This is a genomic window from Syntrophales bacterium, assembly GCA_035363115.1.
Lineage (GTDB): Bacteria > Desulfobacterota > Syntrophia > Syntrophales > PHBD01 > PHBD01.
In genome coordinates this window covers 156,087-182,448 of the sequence record DAOSEM010000006.1, presented here as the reverse complement: position 1 = coordinate 182,448, position 26,362 = coordinate 156,087, and the positions used below count along the sequence as shown (strand labels likewise).

The window sequence follows — 26,362 nt, the reverse complement described above, 5'->3', positions numbered from 1 at the left end:
ACATAAAAATCCCACCAGAATCCCCCAGGAATAAACAGCCAGTTAAGGTGCTCCCCATCGTCAAGATAGCAAATTGAGGATGTACAATAACACAGAAGTTCTCAATCATGGCAATCGAACAGGAGCACTCCGAAAATAAAAAGGATTTTTCTGTGTGGTTACAATCTATTAATCATTCCAATTGGTAATCCGTCATCCGGCCCGCATATGGAACATTTAAATCCATGGCCGGGGTTGATCATTCTGGGCCAAGGCATTATTTTCTCAAGAAAAGCCATTTCGAGACGATGTAGGAAGCGACGGCTTTGGGCGGCTTGGAGGATCGGGCGTTCGACCCTGCCCGTGATCAAGCATGGCAGTTGCTGCTAAGCCGGAAAGGGACAACAATGATTTTGGCGAAGAAAGACGTTCCGATACGGACGTTGGATATAAGGCAGGAGGAAGGGGTGTCTGAACGAGATGTCATCATGATTGTCGATGACGATCCGATTACGCTGGAGGTTCTTGCGGACATTCTGTCGATGGAAGGTTTTTATGTGCGTCCTTTCAACAGCGGGGAGGATGCCCTGGAGTCCCTGGCAAATCAGAAGCCAAAGCTGATCCTTTTGGATATCAACATGCCCGCTCCGGACGGCTTCGAGGTCTGCCGGAGGCTCAAGGAAGACGATGGCACTCGCGATATCCCGGTTATTTTCGTGAGCGGGGTGCAGGATCATCGTGACAGGATGAAAGGCTTTTCACTCGGCGCCGTGGATTTCATCTCCAAGCCCTTCCAGCACGATGAACTTCTTGCCCGCGTCCGTACCCACATCGAGCTGGTCCACCTGCGAGGAGGCCTCGAAGCCCAGGTTGCCCTTCGGACGGAGGAACTCCTGCGCAGTTACAGGAAAATGCAGGATTTGTTGACGAAGACGGTCCAGGCAATGGCGGCCGTGGTCGAGGCAAAAGATCCCTATACCGCCGGCCACCAGCAGCGGGTGGCGGAGCTGGCCCGGGCCATTGCCGCGGAGATGGGGCTTGACGCGGAGCAGATCGACGGTCTCGGCATGGCCAGCCTGATTCACGACATCGGCAAGATATCCATTCCCTCGGAGATCTTGAGCATGCCGAGGAGATTGACGCCGGTTGAGTTTATCCTCGTCAAGAATCATGTGCAGGCAGGATACGATATCCTCAAGGAGATCGAATTTCCCTGGCCCATCGCCAGGATCATCCTGGAGCATCACGAGCGGATGGACGGTTCAGGATACCCGGCCGGACTGAAAGGGGAGAGCCTTCTCCTGGAAACGCGGATTCTTGCCGTGGCCGATGTCGTGGAAGCGATGGCCTCGCATCGGCCCTACCGGCCGGCCTTTGACATCTCCACCGTCCTGAAGGAGTTGGCGAAGAGCCGGGGCACCCTCTTTGACCCCGATGTCGTCGATTCCTGCCTGCGGCTCTTCAACGAGAAAGGGTACCGGATCGAGTCGGCAGGCATTGCATTCCCGTCGTCCATGACCTGAACCGGAAATCCCTGTCGCTTCTTTTCTCCCGCGCCGTAAACGTCGAGCAGTCCACGGCCGGGAGGCTTTCAATACCCCTGAGACCAATACCCCTTTGACGGACCCGCCAAGGCACGGGAATCATGCAGCGAATTTAACCGGATGATTTTCCCTCGTTTTTGTGTATAATCCGGCCCCGTTGCAGGGCGTCCTTTTCTGCATGCCCGGTAAAACATGGATCCGTCCGCGGCATCCATGGCCTCGTAACTCAAGAAAAAATAGAGATATTCAAGGAAACCATGAAGCCCGTCATCGCCATCATCGGCCGGCCCAACGTCGGCAAGTCCACCCTCTTCAACCGGCTGGTCCGGAGCAGGAAGAAGGCCATCGTCATCGACGAGCCGGGGGCCACCCGGGACCGGAACTACGGGGAGGGGGAATGGAACGGCCGGTCGTTCCTGCTGATCGACACGGGAGGCTTCGAGCCCGTCTCGACGGAGAAGATCCTCATCCAGATGCGGGAGCAGACGATGCTGGCCGTCGAGGAGGCCGATGTCATCCTGTTCCTCCTGGACGTCCGGGACGGCCTGACCACGTCGGACCGGGAGATCGCCCGGATGCTCCGCGCTGTCGAGAAGCCCGTCTTCTATACCGTCAACAAGACCGACGGCCCGAAGCAGGAGGCCCTATCCTACGAATTCTACGGCCTGGGGGTGGAGAAGATCCATCCAATCTCGGCCCAGCACGGCCTCGGCGTGGCGGAGCTGCTGGACGACGTGGTCGAGGTCCTGCCGCCTTCCGATGAAGGGGAGGAGCCCGAAGAGGAGGACCGGATCCGCCTGGCCGTCATCGGCAAGCCCAACGTGGGCAAGTCCTCCCTGGTGAACCGGATCCTCGGTTTTGAGCGGGCCATCGTGAATCCAATTCCGGGGACGACCCGGGACGCCGTGGACACCGCCTTCGAGCGGGGGGACAAGAAGTACGTCCTCATCGACACGGCGGGCATCCGCCGGAAAGCCAAGGTCAGCCTGACCCTCGAGAAGTACAGCGTCATCCAGGCCATCAAGGCCCTGGGGCGGTGCGACGTGGCGCTTCTCCTGATCGACGCCGTCGAGGGCGTCACTGAGCAGGACGCCAAGATCGCCGGCCTGGCCCTGGAGGAGGGGAGGGCCGTCATCATCGTGGTGAACAAGTGGGACGCCATCGAGAAGGACAACGCCACGGTGGGGGAATACGTCCGGAAGATCCAGGAGACCCTCAAGTTCATGGATTTCGCACCCATCCTCTTCGTCTCCGCCCTGTCGGGCCAGCGGGTGGCGAGGATCTTCGAGGCCGTGGACGGTGTCTACGAGCAGTACACCCGCCGGGTGAACACCGCCCTCGTGAACGACGCCCTCCGGGCCGTCATCACCCGGAACCCCCCGCCCATGACCCAGGGGCGGGCCAACACCGTCGCCTACGTCACCCAGGCGGCGATCCGTCCCCCGACATTCATCTTCTTCATGAAGGATCCCAAGGGGGTTCATTTCTCCTACCAGCGCTTCCTGGTCAACCAGATCCGGGAGACGCTGGGGTTCACCCAGGTGCCGGTGCGGGTCTTCTTCAAGCGGAAGTCGAAATAGCCCTCTTTCCCGTTCACCGCATCCGGCGGGCGACGTCTTTCATGACCGGCTGCCCGGCGGCCCGGAGCGTTCCCGGCTGCATCCGGATCGAGGACGAACTGGTCCTGGAGGAACTGCCGGAATCTCCGTGATTGCCGTGAGCACGGGATCACGACCGGAGCGCAGGGTCCGCATCCGGCGGACAAGAACCGAAACCGCAACGTATCCCTACAGTTTTTGCAAAAAAATGCCGATGATTCGATTGTGCTGGTCTGCGTCCGGGGCGGAGTCCGTCCGGCGGCGGCGGATCCGGATCGCTTCACGGTCCACGGCATTCAATATTTGAAAGGAGCAGCCAGGCAACAGCGCAATCTATGAACAGCGGAAGATACATGGCCATTCCTCCGGGGGCGATCATCCCGGGAACCTTGCCGGATTTCAGCATTTACGTCGCCGCACCGCAGGGACGATACATCCTCTGGGCGCTGGAGGGGAACAAGGTCTCCCCGGAGCAGCTCGCCAGGCTTTCCGAGAGCGAGACCAGGGAGGTGTTCGTCAATCTCGACGAGCATTTCAAGTACGAGCAGTATCTCGAGGCCAATCTCGGAAACATCCTCGAGAACCCGTCAACCCCGGACGACCAGAAGGCGGACATCTTCTCCCGGGTCTCCACCAATGTGGTGAAAGGCGCCTTTGAAACGTCCTTCGGCCTGGGCACGATGGGCGATGCCGCCGTCCGGCGGACGAGGCAGCTGATCGAATATTCCCTGAACTTCATCAAGGAAGCGAAATCCATCAACGCCCTGGCGAAAATGATCGGCCACGACTACCAGACCTATGAACACGCCACCAAGGTCCTCTGGTTCACGGTGGCGTTCCTGCAGCAGGCTCCCGGCGTCCTGGAGCAGGTCGTCCCGGATTATCAGGCCCTCGACGAGACCGGGAAAACGGAGATGCTGAGGCAGTGCGGTGTCGGCGCCCTGCTGCACGATATCGGGAAGGCCTTTATTCCCCAGGAGATCCTCACGAAAAGCGGGCCCCTGGACGAGGTGGAGTGGGAAATCATGAAGCGCCACCCCCTCAATGGCTTGGCCATGCTGATCGACACGGACATGCCCATGTTCGTCAAGAAGGCGGTGCTGCACCATCACGAGGATTTCCAGGGCGGAGGCTATCCCATGAACCTGGAGGGCACCGGCATCAATCCCCTGGCCCGCGTGCTGCGGATCATCGACGTGTTCGATGCCATGACGTCTCGCCGGCCCTACAAGGAGCCCACTCCTCCCATGAAGGCAGTCCGGATCATGATCGGGGCGCCGGAGGACCACACAAACGGAGAGGATCAGGAGCAGGACGACCGGGATCTGGGCATGAGGAAGTGCTTCGATCGGGATCTGCTCCAGAGATTCATCGTGTTTCTCGGCAGCGTCAGGCTGGAGGGATAACGTCCCGGCGAGCCGGCTTGCCCGTTTTTCCGCCTGTCGGCGGTCGAGACCAGGCGTCCATCTCCTGCTTGGAGGTTGAATGATGTTCCGTCCCAGGCGGTTCCTGGAAACACCCGATTTCGTTGATGACCCGGGCATGATGCGGACGGCCCATGTGCTGAACCGCACCCTCCTGATTTTTTCCATCCTGATGGGTGTCGGATTCATTGCCGCCCTCCTCTTTTTCGAGCCGAAAATGGGCGGTATCCTCACCATTCTTGTCCTCCTTGCGGCAACGCTTGCCGCGAAGCTTCTGATGCAGCTCGGGAAGATAAGGACAGCCAGCATCGTAGCCGTGACCGTGGGCTGGCTGACGTTTACCGGTGTCGTTCTGGTGGACGGCGGCCTGAACAGCATCAATGCCTGTTTTTTCATCTCCATGACGATTGTCGCCGGGCTGCTCCTCGGAGCGCGGGCCGCCACCTTTTTCGCGGGCGCGGGCATCACGGCGGGACTCGTGCTGGCCCTGCTGGACCACTTCCGTTCCCTTCCCTACCAATACTTCGTCGATACCCCCCTTGGTGACTGGACGATCCTGGTCTTTGCCCTGGTCCTGGCCTCCAGCACGCTGAACCTGGCGCTCCGTGAACGGGACAATGCCCTCGGCATCGCGGAGCGGCAGCTTTCCGATCTCAGAAAGGCGGAGGAGGCCCTGCGCCAGAGCGAGGAAAGATTCCGTCTGATCGCGGAGAGCTCGGCGGAGCTTATCACCGTTACGGACATGAATCTCCGCTTCACCTACATCAGCCCGTCGGTCATGCGCACCCACGGACTCACCGTCGAGGAGGCCATGAACAGGTCCCTCGAAGAGTACATGACGCCCGGGTCCATGCAGATCCTGCTCGAGGCGTTTGGGGAAGAGCTGAAGCTGGAGGCCGGGGGGTGCGCCGATCCCCGGAGATCCCGGGTCCTGGAAGTGGAGGAGTACAGAAAGGACGGCTCCGTCATCAGCCTCGAGTGCAGCTTCTCCGCCCTGCGCGACGAAGAGAACAGGATGGTCGGGGTCGTCACGGTGAGCCGGGACATCACCGCGCGCAAGCAGGCCGAGGAGGCGCTCCGGGAGAGTGAAAAGAAGTACCTCCAGCTCTTCATGAACGCCCCCGCCGCCATTTACGAGGCGGATTACCGGAACCGCCGTTTTCTCAGTTTCAACGAGGTTGTAAGTACCCTGACGGGCTATTCCCGGGAAGAGCTCCTCAGGATGAACCCGTTTGAGCTGTTCACGGAATGGAGCCGGGAAACGTATATCGAACGGATGAAGCAGTTCGGGGAGGGCAGGGAGGTCCCGACCTCCCAGGAATACGAGTTGAGGAAGAAGGACGGCGGCATCCTGTGGATGAACATGAGCATCGATTATGGATTCGAGGAAGGCCTGCCCGTAAAAGCCAGGGTCGTGGCGCACGACATCACCGACCGCAAACGGATGGAGAAGGCGCTCCAGGAGAGCGAGGAGCTCTATCGGACGTCCATGGAAAGCTCCAGCGACGGCATCGCCATTGTCCATGAAGGCCGGTACGTTTACGTCAGCCAGCCGTTTCTGGACAAGATCGGCCGGAGAAAGGACGAGATCCTGGGCAAAACCAGGGGCAACTTTATCCATCCCGACGACCGGTCGGCGTTCGCGGACTATGTCAACGCATTCAACCAGGGGCTTCCGATCCCGAAGCAGATTGAGATCAGGGTCATTCTGCCGGACGGCTCCTTCATCGATGCGGAAGTCTCCCTGGTCAAGGTGATGTATCAGGGGAAGAAATGCAATCTGGCCTACCTGCGGGACATCACCGGCCGCAAGCGGGCGGAGGCGGAACAGCTGAAAGTCCGGAAACTGGAGTCGGTGGGCACGCTGGCGGCGGGGATCGCCCACGACTTCAACAATCTTCTGGCGGTCATGCAGGGATACATGGAGCTCCTGAAGATGGACGTCCCCGAGGGGAGCAGAGCCCGCACCCGTCTGCTGGCGGCGGAGAAGGCCGTCGGCCAGGCGACGGAACTGACCAACCGCCTGCTCGTTTTTTCCAAGGGAGGGGATCCGGTCCGGGAGATCGTCAACATCGGCGACCTCGTCAGGGAGACCGTGACGGCGAATATCGGAGAATACCCCGTGGAGACGAGATTCTTCCTGGAGAGCGATCTCCGGTCCGTCGAGATCGATGAGCGGCAGATCCGCCAGGTCATCCGGAACCTGACGATCAATGCCGTCGAGGCGATGCCGGATGGGGGGATCCTGACGGTGGAGACGGAGAATGTGACCGTGAGGACCGGGGACGGACTTCCCGTCGGTGAGGGGGAATACGTCCGGATATCCCTTCGTGACACGGGGAAAGGCATCCCGGCGGATCAGCGGCCCCTGATCTTCGACCCCTATTTTTCGACCAAGGCCCGGGGTGCGGAGAAGGGGATGGGGCTCGGCCTGTCGGTCTGCCACTCGGTGGTCGGCAATCACAAAGGCTGCATCGCCGTGGAATCGAGTGAGGGGGAAGGGAGCACCTTCCGCGTGTATCTTCCGGCCGCAGCCGGGGAGCGGCATGGGGCCGTCGAAGCGGTCTTCCCTGAAGCGGCGGATAACAGGGAGCGGATTCTCGTCATGGATGACGAGGCCATGATCCGGGACATGCTCAAGGAGCTGCTCACGTCGATCGGCTGCGAAGTGGAGACGGCCGGCGACGGCACGGCGGCGATCGATCTCTATCGGAAGGCCCTCGAATCCCGGCGGCCTTACAGAATGGTCATTCTGGACCTGGTCGTCCCGGGAGGGCTGGGCGGAGAGCCGACGATGGAGAGGCTTCGGGCCATCGATCCGGGCGTCCGGGGCATCATCCTGAGCGGATACAGCGACGATCCGGTCATCCAGAATTACAAAGAGCACGGATTCGTGGAGGCGCTGACAAAGCCTTTCCCCATGAAGGCACTGCGGGACATCCTGGAGAAGCATCTGCAGGCACCCTCCGGGTGAAACACCGGCGTACCGGCCCCCGAACCATGTGCCTGGTTGCCGGCCTTCATCACTCGTGGCGCAGGGCCTCGATCGGGTCCATCCGGGCGGCCTTGAGGGCCGGGAAGTAACCGAAGACCACCCCGACCATCGCCGAGAAGAGAAACGCGATCAGGACGATCGTGCCGTTGAAGATGAAGGGCACGCGCAGGATCCCGGCCAGCCAGACCGAGGCCATGAGCGCCAGGGCGATGCCGGCCAGCCCGCCCAGGGACGAAAGCACCACCGCCTCCACCAGGAACTGCAGCAGGACCTCCCGCTCCAGGGCGCCGATGGCGAGACGGACGCCGATCTCGCGGGTGCGCTCGGTCACCGACACCAGCATGATGTTCATGATCCCGATGCCGCCGACCAGGAGGCTGACGGCGGCCACGGCGCCCAGGAGCGCCGTCAGGAGCTGGGTCGTTCCGGTCAGCATCTTGGCGATCTCCTTCATGTCCATGACGGTGAAGTTGTCGTCGTCGCTCGCTGACAGGTGGCGCCGCTCCCGCATCAGGCGGACGATGCTCTGCTGGGCCTTCTCCGTGGACTCGCCCTCCCGGACAGAGACCTGGATCATGGCGACGTCCTGGTTGCCGGAGACGCGCCGCTGCATGGTCCGGAGCGGGATGACCACGATGTCGTCCTGGTCCATGCCCATGGTACTCTGGCCCTTGGCGTTCAGGACGCCGACGATCTCGCAGGAGAGTTTTTCCAGGCGGATCTTTTCACCCAGGGCCTCCTGGCCGCCGAAGAGCTTTTTTCTCGCCGTTTCCCCGATGACGCAAACCGCCGCCCCGCTCCGGACCTCGCTGTCGTTGAAGGAGCGGCCTGTTCCAATGGATCGGTTCGTCACCCGGAAGTACTGATTGTCGCTGCCCGTCACCTGGGTCGTCCAGTTCTGGTTGCTGAAGATCGCCTTGACCGACTGGGAGGAGACCGGCGCCACGGCGGCGACGGAGGGTACCTCCCGGGCGATGGCCTCGGCGTCGGCCTCCTTGAAGAGCACGGTGCTTGTGGATTGGCCCGGGCCCATCCTCTTCCCGGGGGTCACCATCAGGAGGTTGCTCCCCATGCTGGCGATCTGCTCGCCCACCTGGGCGGTCGCCCCGCCGCCGATCGTCACCATCGTGATGACCGCGGCCACGCCGATGACGATTCCCAGGGTCGTCAGGAACGACCGCATGACGTTGCGGCGGATGGCACGAAGTGCGAGAAGAATGGTGTTCCACAGCATGGTCAGTTCCCTCCGTTTGATCGGTCCCGGGAGACGAGGCCGTCGAGGAAATGGATGGTCCGCTTTGCGCGGACCGCCATGTCCGGTTCATGGGTGATCATGATCACCGTGATTCCCTGATCCCGGTTCAGCGAGGTGAGAAGGTCCATGATCTCGATGCTGCGCTCCGAATCCAGGTTTCCCGTCGGCTCGTCCGCCAGGAGAACCGACGGCCCGGTGACGATGGCCCGCGCGATGGCCACCCGCTGCTGCTGCCCCCCGGACAGCTCCCCGGGGGTGTGGTGCTCCCATCCCTTGAGGCCCACGGTCCCGAGGGCCCGGAGTGCCCGCTCGCGCCGCTCGCGTGCGGCGGTTCCACGGTAGATCAGGGGAAGCTCCACGTTTTCCAGGGCCGACGTGCGGTTCAGGAGGTTGTAGCCCTGGAACACGAATCCCTGGTAATGGCGCCGCAGGAGAGCCCGCTCGTTGCGGGTGAGCTCGCAGACTTCGAGGCCCCTGAACCGGTAGGACCCCGCCGTCGGCGTGTCCAGGCAGCCCAGAATATTCATGCAGGTGGACTTTCCCGATCCGCTCGGTCCCATGATCGCCACGAACTCGCCCTCGTCGATGGTCAGATCGATCCCGCGGAGCGCCTGCATGGAGGCGTGGCCTTCCCCGTAGATCTTCGTCACGCCCCTGAGCACGATGAGATGGTCCCCGGATCCCTCACGGGTTACGGGGGCGTCGCCGCTGTTCATTTCGCTCCTCCCAGGACATCGACGATGACAGCCGTGCCGGGCTGAAGATCGCCGGAGGCGACCTCCGTCAAGCTTCCGTTCGCGGCCCCGGTTGTCACCTGGACGGCCACCGGCCGGTTCTCCTTCAGGATCCAGACCCGCTGCTGCTTCCCGGCGGTCTCCACGCTCTTCTGTCCGCCGGACCTGGGCGGGCGGGGAAGCAGCGCGCCCACCAGGCCCGTGGAGGATTTTGCCTCCGGCTGCTGGGGCGGGGTGAAGCGGAGCGCGGCACTGGGGACCAGGACAGCATTGTCGATCTTCTTGACGATGATGTCCGCGGTGGCCGTCATGCCCGGACGGAGAGACAAGTCCGCATTGTCGACCTTGAGCACGGTTTCGTAGGTGACGACGCCCGACGTGGTGGAAGAGCCGTAGCGGGCCTGGGTGATCCGCGCCTCGAACGTCCGGCCGGCATAGGCGGCAACGGTGAACGTCGCCTTCTGCCCCTCCTGCACCTTGCCGATATCCGCCTCGTCCACGTTCACGTGCAGGTCCATCTTGGTCAGGTCCTCCGCCAGCGTGAACAGCACCGGGGTCGTCATCGAGGCGGCCACGGTCTGTCCGGGCTCGATGTTTCGGGTGAGGACGATGCCGTTGATGGGCGACTTGATGATCGCCTTGGAGAGGTCTGTTTCGCTGGCCTGGAGCGTTGCCCGGGCCTGGGATACCGCCGCGTCGGCACTGGCCGCGTCGGCCCTGGCGCGCTCGAAGGCCGCCTCCGCCGCGTCCATCTCCAGCTTCGACGGCACCTTCCCGTTGCTCAGCTTCGACACCTCCCGGTACTGGGCGAGCTTGGCCTGCGTCTCCAGGACGGTCGCCTTCGCCTGGAGAGCCTTGGCCTTCGCCGATTCCAGGGCGGCCTTGAGCTGGGCGATGGTGGCCTCGAGCTTTGTCGTGTCCATCCGGGCCAGGACCTGCCCGACCCGGACACGGCTGTTGTAGTCCACCTCGACGCTCCGGATGGTGCCGGAGAGCTCGCTGCCCACCTCGACGGTGTTCGTCGGCTTGAGGGTGCCCGTCGCGGTCACGATGACCGTGAGGTCGCCCTGCCGGACCGGTTCGGTCTGGTATCGCGTCGCCTTGGACGAGCCGCCGCGTCCCCAGAGGAAAGCGACGACCAGGATCGCAAGCACCAGGACGGCCGCGGCGATCAGAATCTTTTTCTTGTGGCGCGCGAGCGGCCCGCCGGGCGAGCCTCCCCGGATGGTCTTTTCGATGTCCGACATGGAGCTGTTGTTCTCGTTCATTTCCTCTCTCCGCTCTTCGGCGATGTCGTCCCGTCAGGGACCAGCGATTTCCAGCCGCCGCCAAGGGCTTTGTATAGTTTGATGAGGTTGGAGGCAATCGCCCCTTCGCTCTGGGCCAGGCTGTCCTGGAAGGTCAGGAGGGACCGCTCGGCATCCAGCACGGTGCTGAAATCCGTCAGGCCCGCCTGGTACTTGAGTTTCGCCAGCCGGGCGGCCTCTTCGGACGCCCGGGTCGCCTCGATGAGGGACTTCCGGCGGATCTGCTCCTCCGCATAGGCCCGGATGGCGTTTTCCGCCTCCTCCAGGGCGCCCAGCACGGCAGCTTCATAGGCGATCAGGTACTGCTCCTGCAGGGCCGTCTGCGCCTCGATGTTCCGGCGGATCGCCCCTCCGTCGAAGATTGTCCAGGTGATCTGCGGGCCGAAGCTCCAGCTGTAGGTGCCCGAGGTGAACAGCCGGCCGATGAGCGTAGAATCCACGCCGATGGAGCCATTCAGCCTGAACCTGGGGTAGAGGTCGGCCGTGGCCACCCCGATCTTTGCCGTCTGGGCCGCCAGTTCGCGCTCGGCTTTCCGGACGTCGGGACGGTTCCGCAGGGCCTCGGCGGGCACGCCCAGGGCGATCCCGGCGGAGGCGACGGGGATGGGCTTCCGCTCGCTCAGCTCTCCATGCACTTTCCCCGGCTGCTCCCCCAGGAGTACGGCGATGCGGTTCTGCGCCTCCTCCAGGCCGGTGCGGAGGACCGGGAGCTGGGAGCGGGTATTTTCGAGGTTGTAGCGGGCCTGCCGGACCGCCAGGTCGTCGCTGAGCCCCGCCTGCTGCCGCCAGGACGTCAATTGAAAGGTCTCTTCCTGGGTCTTCAGGTTGGCCTCCGCCGCGGCGATCCGGGCCTGCCAGGTCCGGACTTCCGTGTAGTTCAGGGCCACCTCGGCCAGCAGCGTGACGAGCACGTCGTGAAGGCTTTCCTGCGTTGCCTGCAGGGTCGCGTCCGACGCCTCCACGGAGCGCCGGACGCCGCCGAAGACGTCCAGCTCCCAGCCGGCGTCGAAGCCGGTGGAGTAAAGGACGCCGGTTTCCCCGGTACCGGTCTCTTCGCTGCTGCGGCTCCGGGTGGCCGTGCCCGTGGCGCCGAGGGTCGGGAAGTAGCCCGCCTGGGCGACGCCCCGCTGCGCCCGGGCCTCGCGGACCCGCGCCCGGGCTTTCCTGAGGTCGAGATTGCCCGCGACGGCCCGTTCCATCAGACTGGAGAGTGTCGCGTCGTTCAGGGTGTTCCACCACGGGTCCGCTGTCCCGGAACCGTTTTCCGCGGTGCCGTTTCCTTCCCGGACTTCATTGTTCCAGGCCGCAGGCGTGGACAGGTCGGGCGGCCTGTAGTCGGGCCCCACGGTAACGCAACCGGCCGTCATCGCGAGCACAAAGGCCAGGATGCCGGGGAGCGCCACCCGCCGGCCAAGATGTCTGATCCATTTCATTCGAAACATGGTTCCTCCGTCCCGGTTGCGCGAAATGCATCCCGGGACATCCGTCTTTGGAAGGCAACCTAACACACGAATGTGCAGGAAATGAGGAAATCCGGCCGGGAGTCGGTCTGATTCTTGACGGCCAGCCGCAATACCAATACAAGGACACGAAAGGAGGCGGAAAACGAATGAAGATCGGCATCACGCAGCGCCTTTTCTTTACGATTCTTGCCGCCACGGGCCTCGCCATCCTGATCCTGTACGGGATCATGCGCTGGAACATCGACCGGGGCTTCTACCAGTACCTCGGCACGCTGGACCAGGGCAGGGCGGAGCAGATGGCCGTCAGCCTGGGACAGGCCTATGCCGGGCACGGGAGCTGGGATTTCCTGAAGGACAGCCGGGGTGTCCGGGCGGGACTCACCCTGCACACCGCATCCGGGGACAGGATCACGCTGACCGAGGAGAAGATGAGGCCGTGGGGGAAGGAGGGGGAGGACAAAGACCCTTCCTCCGGCCCCCTCGTCATCCTGGACACCGAGCGGAAACCGGTCTTCGGATCGCCCGCCGGGGAGGGGGAGATCAGCTACCGGCCCGTCGCGCAAGACGGCCGGACCGTGGGCTATGTTGGCCTGCACGCCCCCCAGCGATTCCTGCACCCGATCCAGGCACGGTTTCTCAGCCGGCAGCGGCTGGCCCTGGCCCTCGCCGCGGCGGGCATCCTCTTCGCCGTCGCCCTGGTCGCCCTTCCCCTGGCGAGCCGCCTGGTCCGGCCGGTCCGGGCCATGGCCGCGGCCACCCATGACCTGGCCTCGGGCAACTATACCGCCCGGGTGCCCGTGTCTTCCTCGGACGAGCTGGGACGCCTTGCCGGCGACTTCAACGCCATGGCCCTGGCGCTCGATATGAACGAGAAGGCCCGCCGCCAGTGGCTGGCCGACATCTCCCACGAACTCAGGACCCCGCTGACGGTCCTGCAGGGGGAGATCGAAGCGCTCCTGGACGGAATCCGCACCGTCACCCCGGAGACGATCCGCTCCCTCCACGCGGAGACGCTGCGGCTGAACCGCCTCGTGAACGACCTGTACCAGCTTTCCCTCTCCGACCTCGGCACGCTCAGCTACCACAAGGAGGACCTGGACCCGGCCGCCGTCCTCAAAGATTCCGTTGATTCCTTCCGTTCGGAATTCAACCGCAAGTCCATCCTCATCGAGACGGATATCCCGGACCGGACGAACATGACCGTGTTCGCCGACCCGGAGCGCCTGGGCCAGCTCTTTGCCAACCTGCTGGACAACTCCCTGAAATACACCAACGAGGGGGGAACGCTGGCCGTCCGGCTGAGCGGTGGAAGCGGGGAGGCGATCCTCGAGTTCGAGGACTCCGCTCCGGGGGTTCCAGGGGAGGCCCTGGACCGCCTCTTCGACCGCCTCTACCGCGTGGAGGGCTCCCGGGCCCGGGAAACGGGCGGCGCCGGGCTGGGGCTGGCGATCTGCAAGAACATCGTGGAGGCCCACGCGGGAACGGTTGCGGCGCAGGCGTCCCCCCTGGGGGGGATCCTCATCCGGATCGTCCTGCCGGCCGCGGGGAGAGTCTCATGAGCGGGAGGATTCTCATCGTCGAGGATGAGCCGAAGCTGGCAAGCCTGCTGGCCGACTACCTCCGGGCGGCGGGTTTCGAGCCGTCCTGCCTCGGAAACGGCCTGGAGGTCGTGCCCCGGGTCAGGGAGCGGGAGCCGGACCTGATCCTCCTCGACCTGATGCTCCCGGGCCGCGGCGGCCTGGAGATCTGCCGGGAGATCCGCACGTTTTCCTCCGTGCCGGTCATCATGGTGACGGCCCGGGTCGAGGAGGTCGACCGACTGCTGGGGCTGGATCTCGGGGCGGACGACTATGTCTGCAAGCCCTTCAGTCCGAGGGAGGTTGTGGCGAGAGTCAAAGCGGTCCTCCGCCGCACCCGCGACGGGCAGGCTGATGAGGCGGCGGCAGGACTCGTCCTGGACGGCCTCCGCTGCCGGGCGGTCCTGAACGGCCGCGACCTGGATCTGACCGCCGTGGAGTTCAAGCTGCTGCAACTCCTGGCCGCCCACCCGGGGCGGATCTACCGGCGCGGGCAGCTCATGGACCGGATCTACCCCGACGAGCGCAGCGTCAGCGACCGGACCATCGACAGCCACGTCAAGAAGCTCCGGAGAAAGATCGAGGCGGCGGACCCGGAGGCCCGGATCATCCATTCGGTGTACGGCCTCGGCTACAAGTTCGAGGCCGAGTGAGGGCGGTCTCCGCAGACGGACGCCTCCGGATCAGAAAAGCAAAGGGCGGAGACCGACCGGCCTCCGCCCTTCGTTTGTCCTGCTTTCCCCGGATCTCGCGGATTACAGGGGAATGTTGTTGTGCTTCTTCTCCAGCCGGCTCTGGGTCTTGTCCTTGTAGGCATCCAGAAGCAGGGCCACGCGCTGCCGGGTCTCCCGGGGGGCGATGACCTCTTCGATGATCCCCATGCTGGCGGCGAAGTAGGGATTGTTGAACTGGGTTTCGTAGGCCTGGACGAGCTCCTTCCGCTTGGCCGCTGGATCCTCGGCTGCGGAGATCTCCCGGCGGTAAATGATGTTGCAGGCCCCCTCGGCGCCCATGACGGCGATCTCCGCGGAGGGCCAGGCCATGACGTAGTCGGCGCCCAGGAGCTTGCTGCACATGCCGATGTAGGCTCCGCCGTAGTCCTTCCGGGTCACGACGGTGAGCTTGGGCACCGTCGCTTCTGAATAGGCGTGGAGCAGCTTCGCCCCGTGGCTGATGATGCCGGCCCACTCCTGGTTCGTTCCGGGCATGTAGCCGGGGACGTCGGCGAAGGTCAGAAGCGGGATGTTGAAGGCGTCGCAGAAGCGGATGAACCGGGAGGCCTTGTCGGAGGCGTTGACGTCCAGCACGCCGGCGCCGAAGCCGGGGTTGTTGGCGATGACGCCGACGGGCCTGCCCATGATGCGGATGAAGGCGACGAGCATGTTTTTGGCCCACATCTCATGGGGCTCGAAGACGACGCCGTTGTCCGCCACGGCCTCGACGACCTTGCGCATGTTGTAGCCGCGGGTGGCCCGGTCGGGGACGATCGCGTCCAGTTCGGGGCAGAGGCGGTCCGGCGTGTCGGTGCAGGAAACCGTCGGCAGCGGGCTGTGGCAGCTGTCGGGGAGGAAGGACAGGAGGAACTTCACCTTGTCGATGCAGTCCTCGTCGTTCTCCGTGGCGAAATGGCAGACACCGCTCTTGGTGGCGTGTGCGACGGCGCCGCCCAGGTCGTCATGGCTGACTTCCTCGCCGATGACGGCCTTGATGACGTCAGGACCCGTAATGTACATGTAGCTCGACTTCTTGACCATGAAGACCCAGTCGGTGAGGGCCGGCGAATAGACGGCGCCGCCTGCCGTGGGGCCCATGATGGCCGTGATCTGGGGGATGTAGCCAGAGGCGATGGTGTTGCGGTAGAAGATTCCACCGTAGCCGTCCAGGGCGGGGACGCCTTCCTGGATCCGGGCGCCGCCTGAGTCGTTCAGAGCCACGAAGGGTTTCCGGGCGTCGACGGCCATGTCCATGACCTTCCAGATCTTCTTGGCGTGCATCTCCCCGAGGCTGCCGCCGGAGCTGGTGAAGTCCTGGGCGGCCACGAAAACGGTGCGGCCGTTCACCTGGCCCAGGCCGGTGACGACGCCGTCGGCATTGATCTCCTTCTTGTCCAGGCCGAACAGGGTGGAGCGGTGCTTTACGAAAAGCTGGACCTCCTGGAAGGTCCCCTTGTCGAAAAACCGGTCCAGCCGTTCCCGGGCCGTCAGTTTTCCCAGCTCGTGCTGCTTCTTGACAAGCGCCTCGCCGCCCATGGTCAGGAGGGCGCTGCGCCTGGCCTCGAAGGCCTCGATCTTCTGCTGCGTCAGGCTCTTCTTTTCTGTTGTCATTGCAGTCTCCTTCTCTCTCGTATTGGATCGGTGACAGACACCAATGTCCGTGCAGAGGGTCCGGGCGACTTCCGCCTTGACCTGGGGAGGGTTCGAGGTATATATATGTCCCGGTCAATCGGCGGGAGCGCGTCCAACTAGCTGATTTTTAATGGAGAATAAGCGATTCTCCGCGGAAGTCGGCTGTCTTTTATCACGTCTGCGTGAAATGGGCAAGGAGGAGCTGTGAAATTCATCGACACACTGGATCTCAAAGGGAAAAGGGTCCTCTTCCGGTTCGATTACAACGTACCCCTCGACGGGTCGGGCAACATCACCGACGACATCCGGATCCGGTCGACCCTTCCCACCATCAACTACGCCCTTGACGAGGGCGCGAAGGTTGTCATCATGTCCCACCTGGGACGCCCCAAGGGAAAGCATGCCCCCCAGTACAGCCTGGCCCCGGTGGCCAAGCGCCTGTCCCGGCTCCTGGAAAAGCAGGTGAAGATGGCCGGCGACTGCATCGGCGATGACGTCCGGCAGCTGGTTGCCGGCATGAACCCGGGAGACGTCATCCTCCTGGAAAACCTCCGCTTTCACCCGGAGGAGGAGAAGAACGACGAGGCCTTCGCCCGCGAGCTGGCCGCCCTGGCGGACGTCTACATCGACGACGCCTTCGGGAACGCCCACCGGAGCCATGCCTCCAACGTGGCCATCACGCGCTTCGTCCCCGAGTGCGGGGCCGGATTCCTCATCAAGAAGGAGATGAACTACTTCCAGAAGGTCATCGACAACCCGCCGCGGCCCTTCGTCTTCATCGTCGGCGGCTCCAAGGTCTCCGACAAACTGGCGGCGCTGAGCAACCTCGCAACGAAGGTCGACAAGATGATCGTCGGCGGCGGTATGGCCTTCACGTTCCTCAAGGCCCTCGGCTACCACGTCGGCAAGTCCATCGTGGAGGATGAGCTCATCCCGAAAGCCGAGGAGATCCTGGCCGCGGCGAAAGAGCGCGGCGTCAAGTTCTACCTGCCCATCGACGTCGTCATTGCCGAGGAGAAAAGCGCCGAGGCCGAGACGAAGATCGTTCCGGTGCAGGAGATGAACGCCCACTGGATGGGCCTCGACATCGGGCCGGCGACGATCACCCTCTTCTCGGAGGCCCTGGCCAATGCCAAGACAATCGTCTGGAACGGCCCCATGGGGGTCTTCGAGATCGACGCATTCGGCCGGGGAACGGCGGCACTGGCACACAGCGTGGCCAACTCCTACGCCCTGACCATCGTCGGCGGGGGCGACACCGACGTCGCCATCCACAAGGCCGGCGAGAGCGACAAGATCACGTATATTTCAACCGGCGGCGGGGCCTCCCTGGAGCTCCTGGAGGGGAAGGTCCTCCCGGGGATCGCAGCTCTGGAGGAGTGCGGGACGGCGGTCCGTTCATAGGAGGACCGGGAACCGTCGAATCAGAACCAGCAAGGGGAAGGAATCCTTCCCCTTTTTTTGTCCCCATGCGAAACATCCGGATGATCCTCGAATACGACGGAACGGCCTACGCCGGCTGGCAGCGCCAGAAGAACGGCCTGTCGATCCAGCAGGTCCTGGAGGAGAAGGTCGCCGTCATGACCGGCGAGACCGTGAAAGTGATCGGCTCCGGCCGGACCGACGCGGGTGTCCACGCCCTGGCCCAGGTGGCCCATTTCCGGACGGCCTCGGCGATCCCGGTGCGCAATTTTCTCCTGGGCCTCAACAGCCTTCTGCCCGGGGACATCGCGGTGATCCGGCTCGACGAGGCCCCGGATGATTTCCATGCCCGCCACAGCGCCACCGGCAAGGTCTACCTTTACCGGATCCTGAACCGTCCCGTCCGCTCCGCCCTGTACCGGAGCTACGCCTGGGAGATCTTTCAGCCCCTCGATGTGGCGGCCATGCAGGAGGCGGCGGCGCACCTGGTCGGCACCCACGACTTCACGTCCTTCAGCACGATTCACTCCGACGCCCCCCACCGGGTCCGCACGATCCGTGAAATCTCCGTTGCCCGGAACCGGGAGGATTTCATCGGCATCACCGTGGAGGCGGAAGGATTTCTGCGCTACATGGTCCGGATTATCGCCGGCACGCTGGTCGAGGTCGGCAAGGGACGCAGACAACCCGGCGACATCCCGGCCGTCCTGTCGGCAAGGGACCGGGCCGCCGCCGGCATCACCGCCCCCGCCCGGGGGCTGTTTCTCAAGGAGGTCCGGTACGAATGAACATCCTGGTCATCGGCCACAAGGGGATGCTCGGCAGCGACCTGATGAACCGCTTCACCATGGCGGGCCATGACGCGACCGGCAAGGACGTCGACGAACTGGACATCACGTCCCGGGAGGCCTGCCGCGAGGCCGTCGTGGAGGCGGCCCCGGATGCCGTCGTCAATGCCGCCGCCTATACCAACGTGGACGGATGCGAATCCGACCGGGAGGGCTGCTTTGCCGTCAACGCGCGGGGGATCGAGAACATCGCCCTGGCGTGCCGGGAACGGGGGATCCGGGTCGTCCACTTCAGCACGGACTACATTTTCGACGGCCGGAAAGGCTCGCCCTACGTGGAGGACGATCCCGGCGCACCCCTGAACGTTTACGGTGAATCCAAGCTCGAGGGGGAGCGCCTGCTGATGGAGACGACGGAAAACGCCCTTCTGATCCGGACCTCCTGGCTTTACGGGCGGCGCGGAAAGAACTTCGTCCGCACCATCCTGGAGAAGGCGGCCGTTACGAGCCAACTGGATGTGGTGGACGACCAGGTGGGCTGCCCGACCTATTCCTGGGACCTGGCCGGGGCGGTCAACCTGCTCTTGGAAGGGGGGTACCGGGGGGTCTTTCACGTAACGAACCGGGGGTCCGTGAGCTGGTATGGATTCGCCTGCAAGATCCTGGAGATGGCCGGGAAAACGGGGGTGTCCGTGTCGCCGGTGCCCACGGAGCGCTTTCCCCGGCCGGCGGTCCGTCCGCGGTACAGCATTCTCTCCGGCAGGAAATTCCTGGATGCGACGGGCAAGACCCTCCGCTTCTGGCACCTGGCCCTTGCGGAGTACCTGTCCCATACCGGCTATCCGGCCGATCCCAACGTGCCCCGGCACTGACCCGGCGGATCATCCTGCGATCCTGACCGGTGAGGACATTCGCCTTGACACCCCGGGGGAACCTTCGTATATTTTCGCCCTCGTCGGGTCATCCAATCCAAACCCAGCGCCATGGCTCTTTTCCCAAGGCACGGAGCGCATGCCATGAACCGTAAGGTCCGGGCGGTCCTGACGACCGCCCCTCTCGCATTTTATCCCGCATCCACCCTGTTTTGCCGGCGATCATTCCGTACCGGTCTCCCCGCCCCGCAGGAACCGCTTTCCCTGTGCCGCATGGAACGGGACCCCGCCGGACTCCGCCCTGTATCCATGAAGGCTGCGGTGAATCCAGAATCCCCGATGGAGTGACATGGTCCATTGCCTTCCCCCCTGCGGGTTCGCCCGCTGTTATGTCCTGTCGGACCGTGAAGGCCTGGCGGTGGTCGATGTCGGCAGCGTCGGCGCGGCGGACGACGCGGTCCGCTTCATCACCGATCTGCCGGGGGTGTCCCTGGCCCAGGTGCGCATGGTCCTGGCCACCCACTTTCATGTCGACCACATCGGGGGGGTGGCCCGTTTCCTGGAATTCTGTCCCCCCGGCACGAAGGTTTGTCTCCACCCCCTGGCGGTGCAGTACCTGAAGGGACAGCGGAAACTCTGCCGTCTTGGGGGATGGGGTACGGGGTTTCTCTCCGCCGCCGCCGGATCGCTGTCCTATGTACGCCGCACATCCCACCTGAACTTCGGTCCCCTGGCGGGGATCCCGCTGCCGTTCCTGCGGGACCACCACGACATCGGGGTGGATCCGGACAGGATTTTTCCGCTGGACGGGGCTGGGCGGAAGCGGTATCCACTCGGATTCGGAGGATGGGAGGTCCTGGAGACCCCGGGACACACGGAAGATTCCATCTGCCTGTACCACGAGGAGGAGAGGCGGCTGCTTACGGGCGACACGATCCTGCATCTCGACGGGGCACGGGGCCCCCGACTGAATCGCTTCTGCTGGCAGAGAGAGGAAATCGTGCGCTCTTTCCATTGGTTGAAAGCGGAATTGTCCCCAGGCGTCCTCTACCCGGGGCACGGGGAGGCATACCCGGGAAACGGGGGGAATGTCCTGTCCCTCGTCCGGGAGGAATGAAGGGAAGAGGGATTCTTCCGGCGCGGAAAGCGACATGGGGGCGGCACCGAATCCCCGGATGCAACAGGCCGGAGCCAAAGACACGGTTCTTCAAGGAGGAGACATGAATGCGAGGCATCCTGTACCGTGGAAGATCCTGACGGTCGCTCTGCTGTTGCTGGTCGGCCAGGGATGCGCCGTCGTCACCGAGAGCACGGTGATCACCCCGCCGATCCGGAGCCTGTTCGAGGGCACCTACAAGACCGATCCGTTCATGGCCAAAAACATGCCCAGGACGGTGGCCGTCCTTCCCTTCGTCAACGAGGCTGACAGCCAGAAGGGGTCCGAGGAGGTCCGCCGGGGGTTCTACAACCACTTCAGTTCCCTGCCGTTTGCAGACATGCAGATTCAGCGGGTCGACAGCCTCCTCCGCAAGGCGGACCTGATGGGAGACCCGAAGGAACTGGCGAAGAAGACCCCCCAGGAGCTGGGAAAGATCCTCGGCGTCGACGCGGTCGTCTACGGAACCGTCTCCAACTTCGACAAGCTTTTCCTGGCCCTCTACTCCCAGGTCTCCGTGGGGGCCGAGGTAAAGATGTACGACACGAAGACGGGGCATTTCCTCTGGAGCGGCAAGCATACCGCCCGGATCCATGAGGGCGGCATCTCCACGACCCCCGTGGGGATCGTGGCCGTCGTCATCGCCACGTCCCTCAACATGCGAGACATCCAGCTGCTTCGAGCCTGCGACGACCTCTTCCGCGACATGGTGAAGACCATCCCGGTGCCGAGCCTGGCGGAGGCGCTCCGGCCGCCCTCCATCACGCTCCTGACCCAGGACACGAAAAACCTGCCGAAGAAGGCGGGCGACGAGATCAAGGTGGTCCTCCAGGGAGCGCCGAAGATGCTGGCCTCCTTCTCCATCGGGGATTACCGGAAGCACATCGACATGCAGGAGACCGAGCCGGGGTGGTACCTGGGGACCTACCGGGTGGTTCCGGGGGACAATGTCCGACAGGCCATCATCACCGGAAGGCTGGCCCTGGCGAACGATCCGGGCAACTTCTCCGAGTGGGTCGACGCCGTCGGGACCGTGACCCTCAAGACGACGCCGCCCGATGCCCCGGCGAACGTGGTCGCCGTGGGGAAGGACCGCATCGTCCAGCTCCGCTGGAACAAGTCCGCCGATCCGGACCTGGCGGGGTACCGCGTCTACCGGAGCGCCACCCCCCTGAGCGGCTTCGTCGAGGTGGCGAAGACCGAGTTCACCGAGTTCACGGATCGGGATCCCTCCCTCCAGAACGGGACATCCTATTATTACCAGGTAACGGCCATGGACCTGGCGGGGAACGAGAGCCTGCGGAAGGACGCCGTCGCCGGGATGCCCGTGGCTCCGGGGCCCACGCCGGTCAAGGGGGTCATCGACGCCGACACGACCTGGCACGCCGGCGCCAGTCCCTACGTCATGACGGGGCCGGTGACGGTCCGGGACCAGGCGGTTCTGACCATCCAGCCCGGCACGGAGATCCGCTCCGAGGATGCGCCACTCCTCGTGGAGGGGCGGTTGTTGGCCCGGGGCGACTCGGAACGGATCATCGTCTTCGACTCCGCCCGGGAAGGGAATACCTGGCCTGGCATCCGCTTCCGGAACGTGAAGGACAAGGTGAATGACCTGGGTTACGTCCGGATCCGGAACGCCCGGCGGGCAATCGACTGCGAGGCGTCGTCGCCCGTTGTGGAGTCGTCGGAGCTGACGGAGAACACCACGGCCTTCCGGGCCTCCGGGGTCTTCTCCAAGCCGCGCCTGCTGAAATCCCGGATATCCCGGAACCTGCAGTCGGCCGTCGTCGCCATCGACGGAGCGGCCCCCCTGGTGGCGGACAACGCCATCGAGGACAACCTGAACGCGGGTATCCTCGTGGAGAGGGCGGCCCCGGCGATCCTGAGGAACAGCGTTTCCCGGAACCGCGGGTCCGGAATCGTCCTGGCGGGGGGAAATCCGGCCATCTCGGAAAACAACGTCACGGACAACCTGCCCTTCAATATCCAGGCTCCCGCCACGGGCGATTCCGTAAAGGCTCATGGCAACTGGTGGGGAAGCACCCGGGGACCGGACGTGCTGGCGGGGGTCCAGGGGAAAGTGGACGTTCAGAGCATCCTGAACGCCCCCTGGCCGGGTGGAAAATCCCTGGAGCTTCCGATCCTGTCCTCCCGGATCGGCGGGCGTATCACGGCGAATGGCTTCCTGATCCAGTCGAACAGCCCCTACACCGTCACCAGCGACGTGATCCTCGACGGGGGCGCCGTCCTGACCATCGAGCGGGGCGTCACGGTCCTGTTCGACCGGAACACGGCCATCGTGGCCGAGAACGGGGGAGTGATCGCCCGGGGGACCCGGGATCTGCCGATCCTGTTCACTGCTTCCGGGACGTCCCCTTCGCCGGGGTTCTATTCCAGCGCCTTCCGGCTGGCGAAATCCACGGCGGTCAACAGCACCTTCTCCTGGTGCATCGTGAAGTACGCCGAGACGGCCTTCGACATCCACTTCGGCAGTCCCGAGATCAGCCACTGCCACGTGGCCGACAGCAGCCAGTGCGGGGTCTTCTGCCGGAACGACGCCTCCCCGACCATTTCCTTCAGCACCTTCACGGGAAACCGGGGGGAGGGCGCCGTCAAGTGCGTCGGGACGTCGCGTCCCCTGATCCAGCGGAACAATTTTGAAAAGAACGAGGTGGCCATCCAGAGCTTCTCGTCCCTGTACATCGATGCCCGGAACAACTGGTGGGGAAAGAGCCCGCCGGACATGCGCATGATCTTCGGCGACCCGGAAAAGAACGTAAATATCAGCCCCTGGCTCGTAAAACCGGAGCCGGAGGCCTTCCGGGAGCGGAAATAGAGCGGGGGGAGGGTGCCTTTTTCCTCCTTGAATTGGGAAAAAGCTTTGTGTTACCCTCCCACCCCGACGTGAACAAAATCGATTTGACCATCATCAGGAGGTTGACATGAGATCGAAGGTTCTGGTTTTCGCGGGTGTCCTCGCGGCTGCGATGTTCGTACTGGCCGGTGCCGGTTTCTGCCAGCAGGGGCAGGCGGCGGGGGACGGCAAGGTAACCCTGGACAAGTGGAACAAGATCATCGAGGCCAAGGTGGCGGAAACCACGCCGGACGGGAAGGGGCTCATCAACTATGAGGAAGGCTACATCGAGGCCGTGGGGATCGGCGCTCCTCCCGAGAAATACTACGGCAAGCCGCAGGCGCGGCCGATGGCTCTCCGGGCCGCCCAGGTGGACGCCTACCGGAACCTCCTGGAGGTGACCAAGGGGGTCCAGATCGACTCTCAGACCACCGTGAAGGATTTCGTCACCGAGAGCGACGTCATTCAGGCGAGCGTCTCCGGCCTCGTGAAGAACGCCAAGGTGACCAACCGGGAGTACATGTCCGACGGGACCGTGGAAGTGACCGTTCGGATGTCCATGTCCGGTACCTTCGTCCGGACGATCCTGCCGAAGGCGATCACCGACGACAAGAAGACCGATCCGCCGCCCCCGCCCGTGAGGCCGAAACCCGGAAAGTCGGATGACATTTTCACGGGACTGGTCATTGACGCCCGGGGCCTCGGCGCCCGTCCCGCCATGTCCCCCAAGGTCTTCGACGAGAACGGGAAGGAAGTGTACGGGACCCTCGTGGTGAACAAGGAATTCGCCATTCAGCAGGGAATCAGCGGCTACGCCAGGGATCTCTCCGCCGCCCAGGGAAACCCCCGGGTGACGAACAATCCGCTCACCGTCAAGGCCCTGAGTGCCGAGGGGGCGGGCAAATCGGACCTGAAGATCGCCGGCGACGATGCGCAGAAGCTCCGCTCCGTCAAGGAGAACGTGGCGTTCATGCAGAAGTGCCGCGTCATGATCGTGCTGGATTGATCCCGGACCAGCCGAATCCCGAGGACGGGCTTGAGCATGCCCGAAAATCAATAGGATAAAAAAGGAAACCGCAGTCCGACTGGCTGCGGTTTCCTTTTGAGGGCAGGCGGTTGAAAAGGGGCTGTCTGCGGCGTTCCCCTCGTCCCTCACCGCTCGATGTACCCCAGAGTACACCTCGCGGTTCGGGACTTCGGGAGCCTTGCATCCAACCCCTTTTGAACCGCCTGCCGTCCAGATTCGAGGTCCTTGTGTCGGGGAAAATCCACCTGCTGCCGGAAGACCTTACGTCCCGCATTGCCGCGGGGGAGGTCGTCGAGCGTCCCGCTTCGATCGTCAAGGAACTCCTGGAGAATGCCCTGGATGCGGGGGCGACGGACGTGCTCGTGGTGCTGGAGGGGGGCGGAACCGTCTCCATCCGCGTGGTGGACAACGGAACCGGCATCGATCCCGGCGAGGCGCCGCTCGCCTTTCAGCGGTACGCCACCAGCAAGATCGACCGGTTCGAGGACCTCTGGTCGGTCCGCTCCTTCGGGTTCCGCGGCGAGGCCCTTCCCAGCATCGCCTCCATCGCCCGCGTCGAGATGACGACCCGGACGCGGTCGCAGCCCGCGGGAACCCGGATCGTTGTCCAGGACGGTGAAATTCTTGAGGTGTCCGAAGCGGGAGGGGCACCGGGAACGACCCTCTTCGTCAGCCGGATCTTCGAGGCTGTCCCCGTCCGGAAGAAGTTCCTCCGGTCGGAGAAGGCGGAGCAGGGGGCCTGTCTCGACGTGGTCCTCCGGATCGCCCTGGCCCATCCCAGGGTCCGGATCCGGGTGACGGCGTCGGGCAGGGATCTCCTGAACCTCCCCGCCACGGAGGACCCGGCGGAGCGAAGCGTCCTGGTCCTGGGTCCCGATTTCGCCGGGGAGTGCGTCGCCCTGTCGGGCGCGGCGGGCGGCCTGTCGCTCTCGGGATTCATCTCCCGTCCCGAGAGGACGCGGTCCTCGACCCGGCAGATGCTCTTCTTCGTCAACGGCCGATACGTGCGTGACGCCCTGATCCACCGGGCCGTCATGACGGCCTGCCGGCGCCGGATCGAGGCGCGCCGGTATCCTTCCTCCCTTCTCTTCCTGGAAATGGCTCCCGCCGAAGTAGACGTGAACGTCCATCCCGCCAAGATGGAAGTGCGCTTCCGCAGGCCCGGGGAGGTCTTCCAGCATGTCCATGACGCGGTCGAGCGGGCGCTGTCCGGTGATTCCCCAGTCATTTCATCCGGCTTTGCTCCGTCCGATGGAGCCGTTCGTCCTTTCCCCGGTTCCGGTCGCGTGGAGGAGGCCCTGCGACGCTACATGATCCGCACGGAGGAGGGTGATGCCCCGGAAGGGGGCACCCGGAGCGTTCCAGCAGCCGGTTCCCCGTACTACCGCCCGGCGGAATACGCCCCTCTCGTTCCGGAGGTCCCGGCCGGCCGGGAACCCGGGGCGGCATATGACTACCTCGGCCAGGCCGCGGGGACATACCTCCTGTTCGGAACGGCCGACGGCCTGATGATCATCGACCAGCACGCCGCCCACGAGCGGATCCTCTACGAGCGGCTCCGGCGCCGGGAGCGGGATCGTCCCCCGGAGAGCCAGCAGCTCCTGATCCCGGAGGTCGTCGCCCTGCCCCGGAAGGAGCTCCGGTTTCTCGTGGAAAACGCCTCCATCCTGGAAGAAACGGGTGTTTTCCTGGAGCCCTTCGGCGGCGATGCCCTGGTTGTCAAGTCTCTCCCGGCCTTCCTGGAGACCGGGGACATCCGGTCGTTCCTGCTGGACCTGGCGGAGGAGGTTGGCGGCGACGATCCTTCCGGTAAGGGGATTTCCGCCCTGCGGGACCGGATGCTGGTGTTCATGTCCTGCCGGGGAGCCGTCAAGGCCCGGCAGGACATGAGCCGCGAGGAGGCGCTCGCACTCCTTATGGCCCTGGGTGACGAGCCGCAGGCCGCCACCTGTCCCCATGGCCGTCCGGTGGTCGTCCGTTTCGGAGCGGCGGACCTGGAGAAGCTGTTCCACCGCCGTTGAG

General features: G+C 64.0%; 18 protein-coding genes. 13 read left to right on the top strand and 5 right to left on the bottom strand.

What is annotated here, in order from left to right; all coding sequences use genetic code 11:
- Positions 1–446: 446 nt before the first annotated feature.
- The 4 genes from PLO63_12865 (at position 447) to PLO63_12850 (ending at position 7,519) form a co-directional block, all read left to right on the top strand.
- On the top strand, positions 447–1,502 hold the full coding sequence (locus PLO63_12865; protein HOI75028.1) for a response regulator: 1,056 nt from the start codon (positions 447–449) through the stop codon (positions 1,500–1,502).
- Positions 1,503–1,780: 278 nt separating this feature from the next.
- On the top strand, positions 1,781–3,103 hold the full coding sequence (der, locus tag PLO63_12860; GenBank protein HOI75027.1) for a ribosome biogenesis GTPase Der: 1,323 nt from the start codon (positions 1,781–1,783) through the stop codon (positions 3,101–3,103).
- A gap of 371 nt (positions 3,104–3,474) precedes the next feature.
- Positions 3,475–4,527, top strand: a complete 1,053-nt coding sequence (locus PLO63_12855) for an HD domain-containing protein (GenBank protein ID HOI75026.1) — start codon at positions 3,475–3,477, stop codon at positions 4,525–4,527.
- 79 nt (positions 4,528–4,606) lie between these two features.
- Positions 4,607–7,519, top strand: a complete 2,913-nt coding sequence (locus PLO63_12850) for a PAS domain S-box protein (protein ID HOI75025.1) — start codon at positions 4,607–4,609, stop codon at positions 7,517–7,519.
- A 49-nt stretch (positions 7,520–7,568) separates the two neighbouring features.
- Here the strand turns inward: PLO63_12850 and PLO63_12845 are convergent, their stop codons facing one another.
- Genes PLO63_12845 through PLO63_12830 form a run of 4 tightly spaced genes read right to left on the bottom strand, consistent with a single transcriptional unit; the run spans position 7,569 to position 12,269 of the window.
- A complete protein-coding gene (locus PLO63_12845; GenBank protein ID HOI75024.1) occupies positions 7,569–8,774 on the bottom strand; it encodes an ABC transporter permease in 1,206 nt (401 codons plus the stop codon).
- Between the two features lie 2 nt (positions 8,775–8,776).
- Entirely contained in the window at positions 8,777–9,511 is a 735-nt protein-coding gene (locus PLO63_12840) for an ABC transporter ATP-binding protein (GenBank protein HOI75023.1), read from the bottom strand.
- Positions 9,508–10,797, bottom strand: a complete 1,290-nt coding sequence (locus tag PLO63_12835; GenBank protein ID HOI75022.1) for an efflux RND transporter periplasmic adaptor subunit — start codon at positions 10,795–10,797, stop codon at positions 9,508–9,510. Before PLO63_12835 ends, PLO63_12840 begins: the two co-directional genes overlap by 4 nt.
- Positions 10,794–12,269, bottom strand: a complete 1,476-nt coding sequence (locus PLO63_12830; protein HOI75021.1) for an efflux transporter outer membrane subunit — start codon at positions 12,267–12,269, stop codon at positions 10,794–10,796. Before PLO63_12830 ends, PLO63_12835 begins: the two co-directional genes overlap by 4 nt.
- A gap of 176 nt (positions 12,270–12,445) precedes the next feature.
- On the opposite strand from PLO63_12830, the gene PLO63_12825 reads away from it, so the two are divergent.
- Positions 12,446–13,858 (top strand): ATP-binding protein, encoded by a 1,413-nt coding sequence (locus tag PLO63_12825; GenBank protein HOI75020.1) that lies wholly within the window; start codon positions 12,446–12,448, stop codon positions 13,856–13,858.
- Positions 13,855–14,529: a response regulator gene (locus PLO63_12820; protein ID HOI75019.1), complete on the top strand. Its 675-nt coding sequence runs from the start codon at positions 13,855–13,857 to the stop codon at positions 14,527–14,529. Before PLO63_12825 ends, PLO63_12820 begins: the two co-directional genes overlap by 4 nt.
- A 102-nt stretch (positions 14,530–14,631) precedes the next feature.
- Here PLO63_12820 and PLO63_12815 read toward each other — a convergent pair whose 3' ends face one another.
- Positions 14,632–16,200 carry an acyl-CoA carboxylase subunit beta gene (locus tag PLO63_12815; GenBank protein ID HOI75018.1) on the bottom strand — a complete coding sequence of 523 codons (1,569 nt, stop codon included), beginning with the start codon at positions 16,198–16,200 and terminating at the stop codon, positions 14,632–14,634.
- Positions 16,201–16,425: 225 nt separating this feature from the next.
- Between PLO63_12815 and PLO63_12810 the strand changes: the two genes are divergently transcribed.
- The 7 genes from PLO63_12810 (at position 16,426) to mutL (ending at position 26,361) form a co-directional block, all read left to right on the top strand.
- On the top strand, positions 16,426–17,625 hold the full coding sequence (locus PLO63_12810) for a phosphoglycerate kinase (protein ID HOI75017.1): 1,200 nt from the start codon (positions 16,426–16,428) through the stop codon (positions 17,623–17,625).
- 80 nt (positions 17,626–17,705) lie between these two features.
- A complete protein-coding gene (gene truA, locus PLO63_12805; GenBank protein ID HOI75016.1) occupies positions 17,706–18,431 on the top strand; it encodes a tRNA pseudouridine(38-40) synthase TruA in 726 nt (241 codons plus the stop codon).
- Complete coding sequence (gene rfbD / locus PLO63_12800; protein HOI75015.1) at positions 18,428–19,303, top strand: dTDP-4-dehydrorhamnose reductase; 876 nt, start codon at positions 18,428–18,430, stop codon at positions 19,301–19,303. Before truA ends, rfbD begins: the two co-directional genes overlap by 4 nt.
- A 349-nt stretch (positions 19,304–19,652) precedes the next feature.
- Positions 19,653–20,420, top strand: coding sequence for an MBL fold metallo-hydrolase (locus PLO63_12795; protein ID HOI75014.1), 768 nt, complete (start codon positions 19,653–19,655; stop codon positions 20,418–20,420).
- A 103-nt stretch (positions 20,421–20,523) separates the two neighbouring features.
- Complete coding sequence (locus tag PLO63_12790) at positions 20,524–23,295, top strand: DUF799 family lipoprotein (GenBank protein ID HOI75013.1); 2,772 nt, start codon at positions 20,524–20,526, stop codon at positions 23,293–23,295.
- A gap of 106 nt (positions 23,296–23,401) precedes the next feature.
- On the top strand, positions 23,402–24,319 hold the full coding sequence (locus PLO63_12785) for an LPP20 family lipoprotein (protein ID HOI75012.1): 918 nt from the start codon (positions 23,402–23,404) through the stop codon (positions 24,317–24,319).
- A gap of 248 nt (positions 24,320–24,567) precedes the next feature.
- The gene (gene mutL / locus PLO63_12780; GenBank protein ID HOI75011.1) at positions 24,568–26,361 is read left to right on the top strand and encodes a DNA mismatch repair endonuclease MutL; all 1,794 of its coding nucleotides are present in this window, start codon (positions 24,568–24,570) and stop codon (positions 26,359–26,361) included.
- The last annotated feature ends 1 nt before the right edge of the window (position 26,362 follow it).

Bases quoted from the DNA above. Each gene is read 5' to 3' on its own strand.
- der (HOI75027.1), top strand. From the start codon at position 1,781: ATGAAGCCCGTCATCGCCATCATCGGCCGGCCCAACGTCGGCAAGTCC.
- PLO63_12855 (HOI75026.1), top strand. From the start codon at position 3,475: ATGGCCATTCCTCCGGGGGCGATCATCCCGGGAACCTTGCCGGATTTC.
- PLO63_12850 (HOI75025.1), top strand. From the start codon at position 4,607: ATGATGTTCCGTCCCAGGCGGTTCCTGGAAACACCCGATTTCGTTGAT.
- PLO63_12845 (HOI75024.1), bottom strand. From the start codon at position 8,774: ATGCTGTGGAACACCATTCTTCTCGCACTTCGTGCCATCCGCCGCAAC.
- PLO63_12840 (HOI75023.1), bottom strand. From the start codon at position 9,511: ATGAACAGCGGCGACGCCCCCGTAACCCGTGAGGGATCCGGGGACCAT.
- PLO63_12835 (HOI75022.1), bottom strand. From the start codon at position 10,797: ATGAACGAGAACAACAGCTCCATGTCGGACATCGAAAAGACCATCCGG.
- PLO63_12830 (HOI75021.1), bottom strand. From the start codon at position 12,269: ATGAAATGGATCAGACATCTTGGCCGGCGGGTGGCGCTCCCCGGCATC.
- PLO63_12825 (HOI75020.1), top strand. From the start codon at position 12,446: ATGAAGATCGGCATCACGCAGCGCCTTTTCTTTACGATTCTTGCCGCC.
- PLO63_12820 (HOI75019.1), top strand. From the start codon at position 13,855: ATGAGCGGGAGGATTCTCATCGTCGAGGATGAGCCGAAGCTGGCAAGC.
- PLO63_12815 (HOI75018.1), bottom strand. From the start codon at position 16,200: ATGACAACAGAAAAGAAGAGCCTGACGCAGCAGAAGATCGAGGCCTTC.
- truA (HOI75016.1), top strand. From the start codon at position 17,706: ATGATCCTCGAATACGACGGAACGGCCTACGCCGGCTGGCAGCGCCAG.
- rfbD (HOI75015.1), top strand. From the start codon at position 18,428: ATGAACATCCTGGTCATCGGCCACAAGGGGATGCTCGGCAGCGACCTG.
- PLO63_12795 (HOI75014.1), top strand. From the start codon at position 19,653: ATGGTCCATTGCCTTCCCCCCTGCGGGTTCGCCCGCTGTTATGTCCTG.
- PLO63_12790 (HOI75013.1), top strand. From the start codon at position 20,524: ATGAATGCGAGGCATCCTGTACCGTGGAAGATCCTGACGGTCGCTCTG.
- PLO63_12785 (HOI75012.1), top strand. From the start codon at position 23,402: ATGAGATCGAAGGTTCTGGTTTTCGCGGGTGTCCTCGCGGCTGCGATG.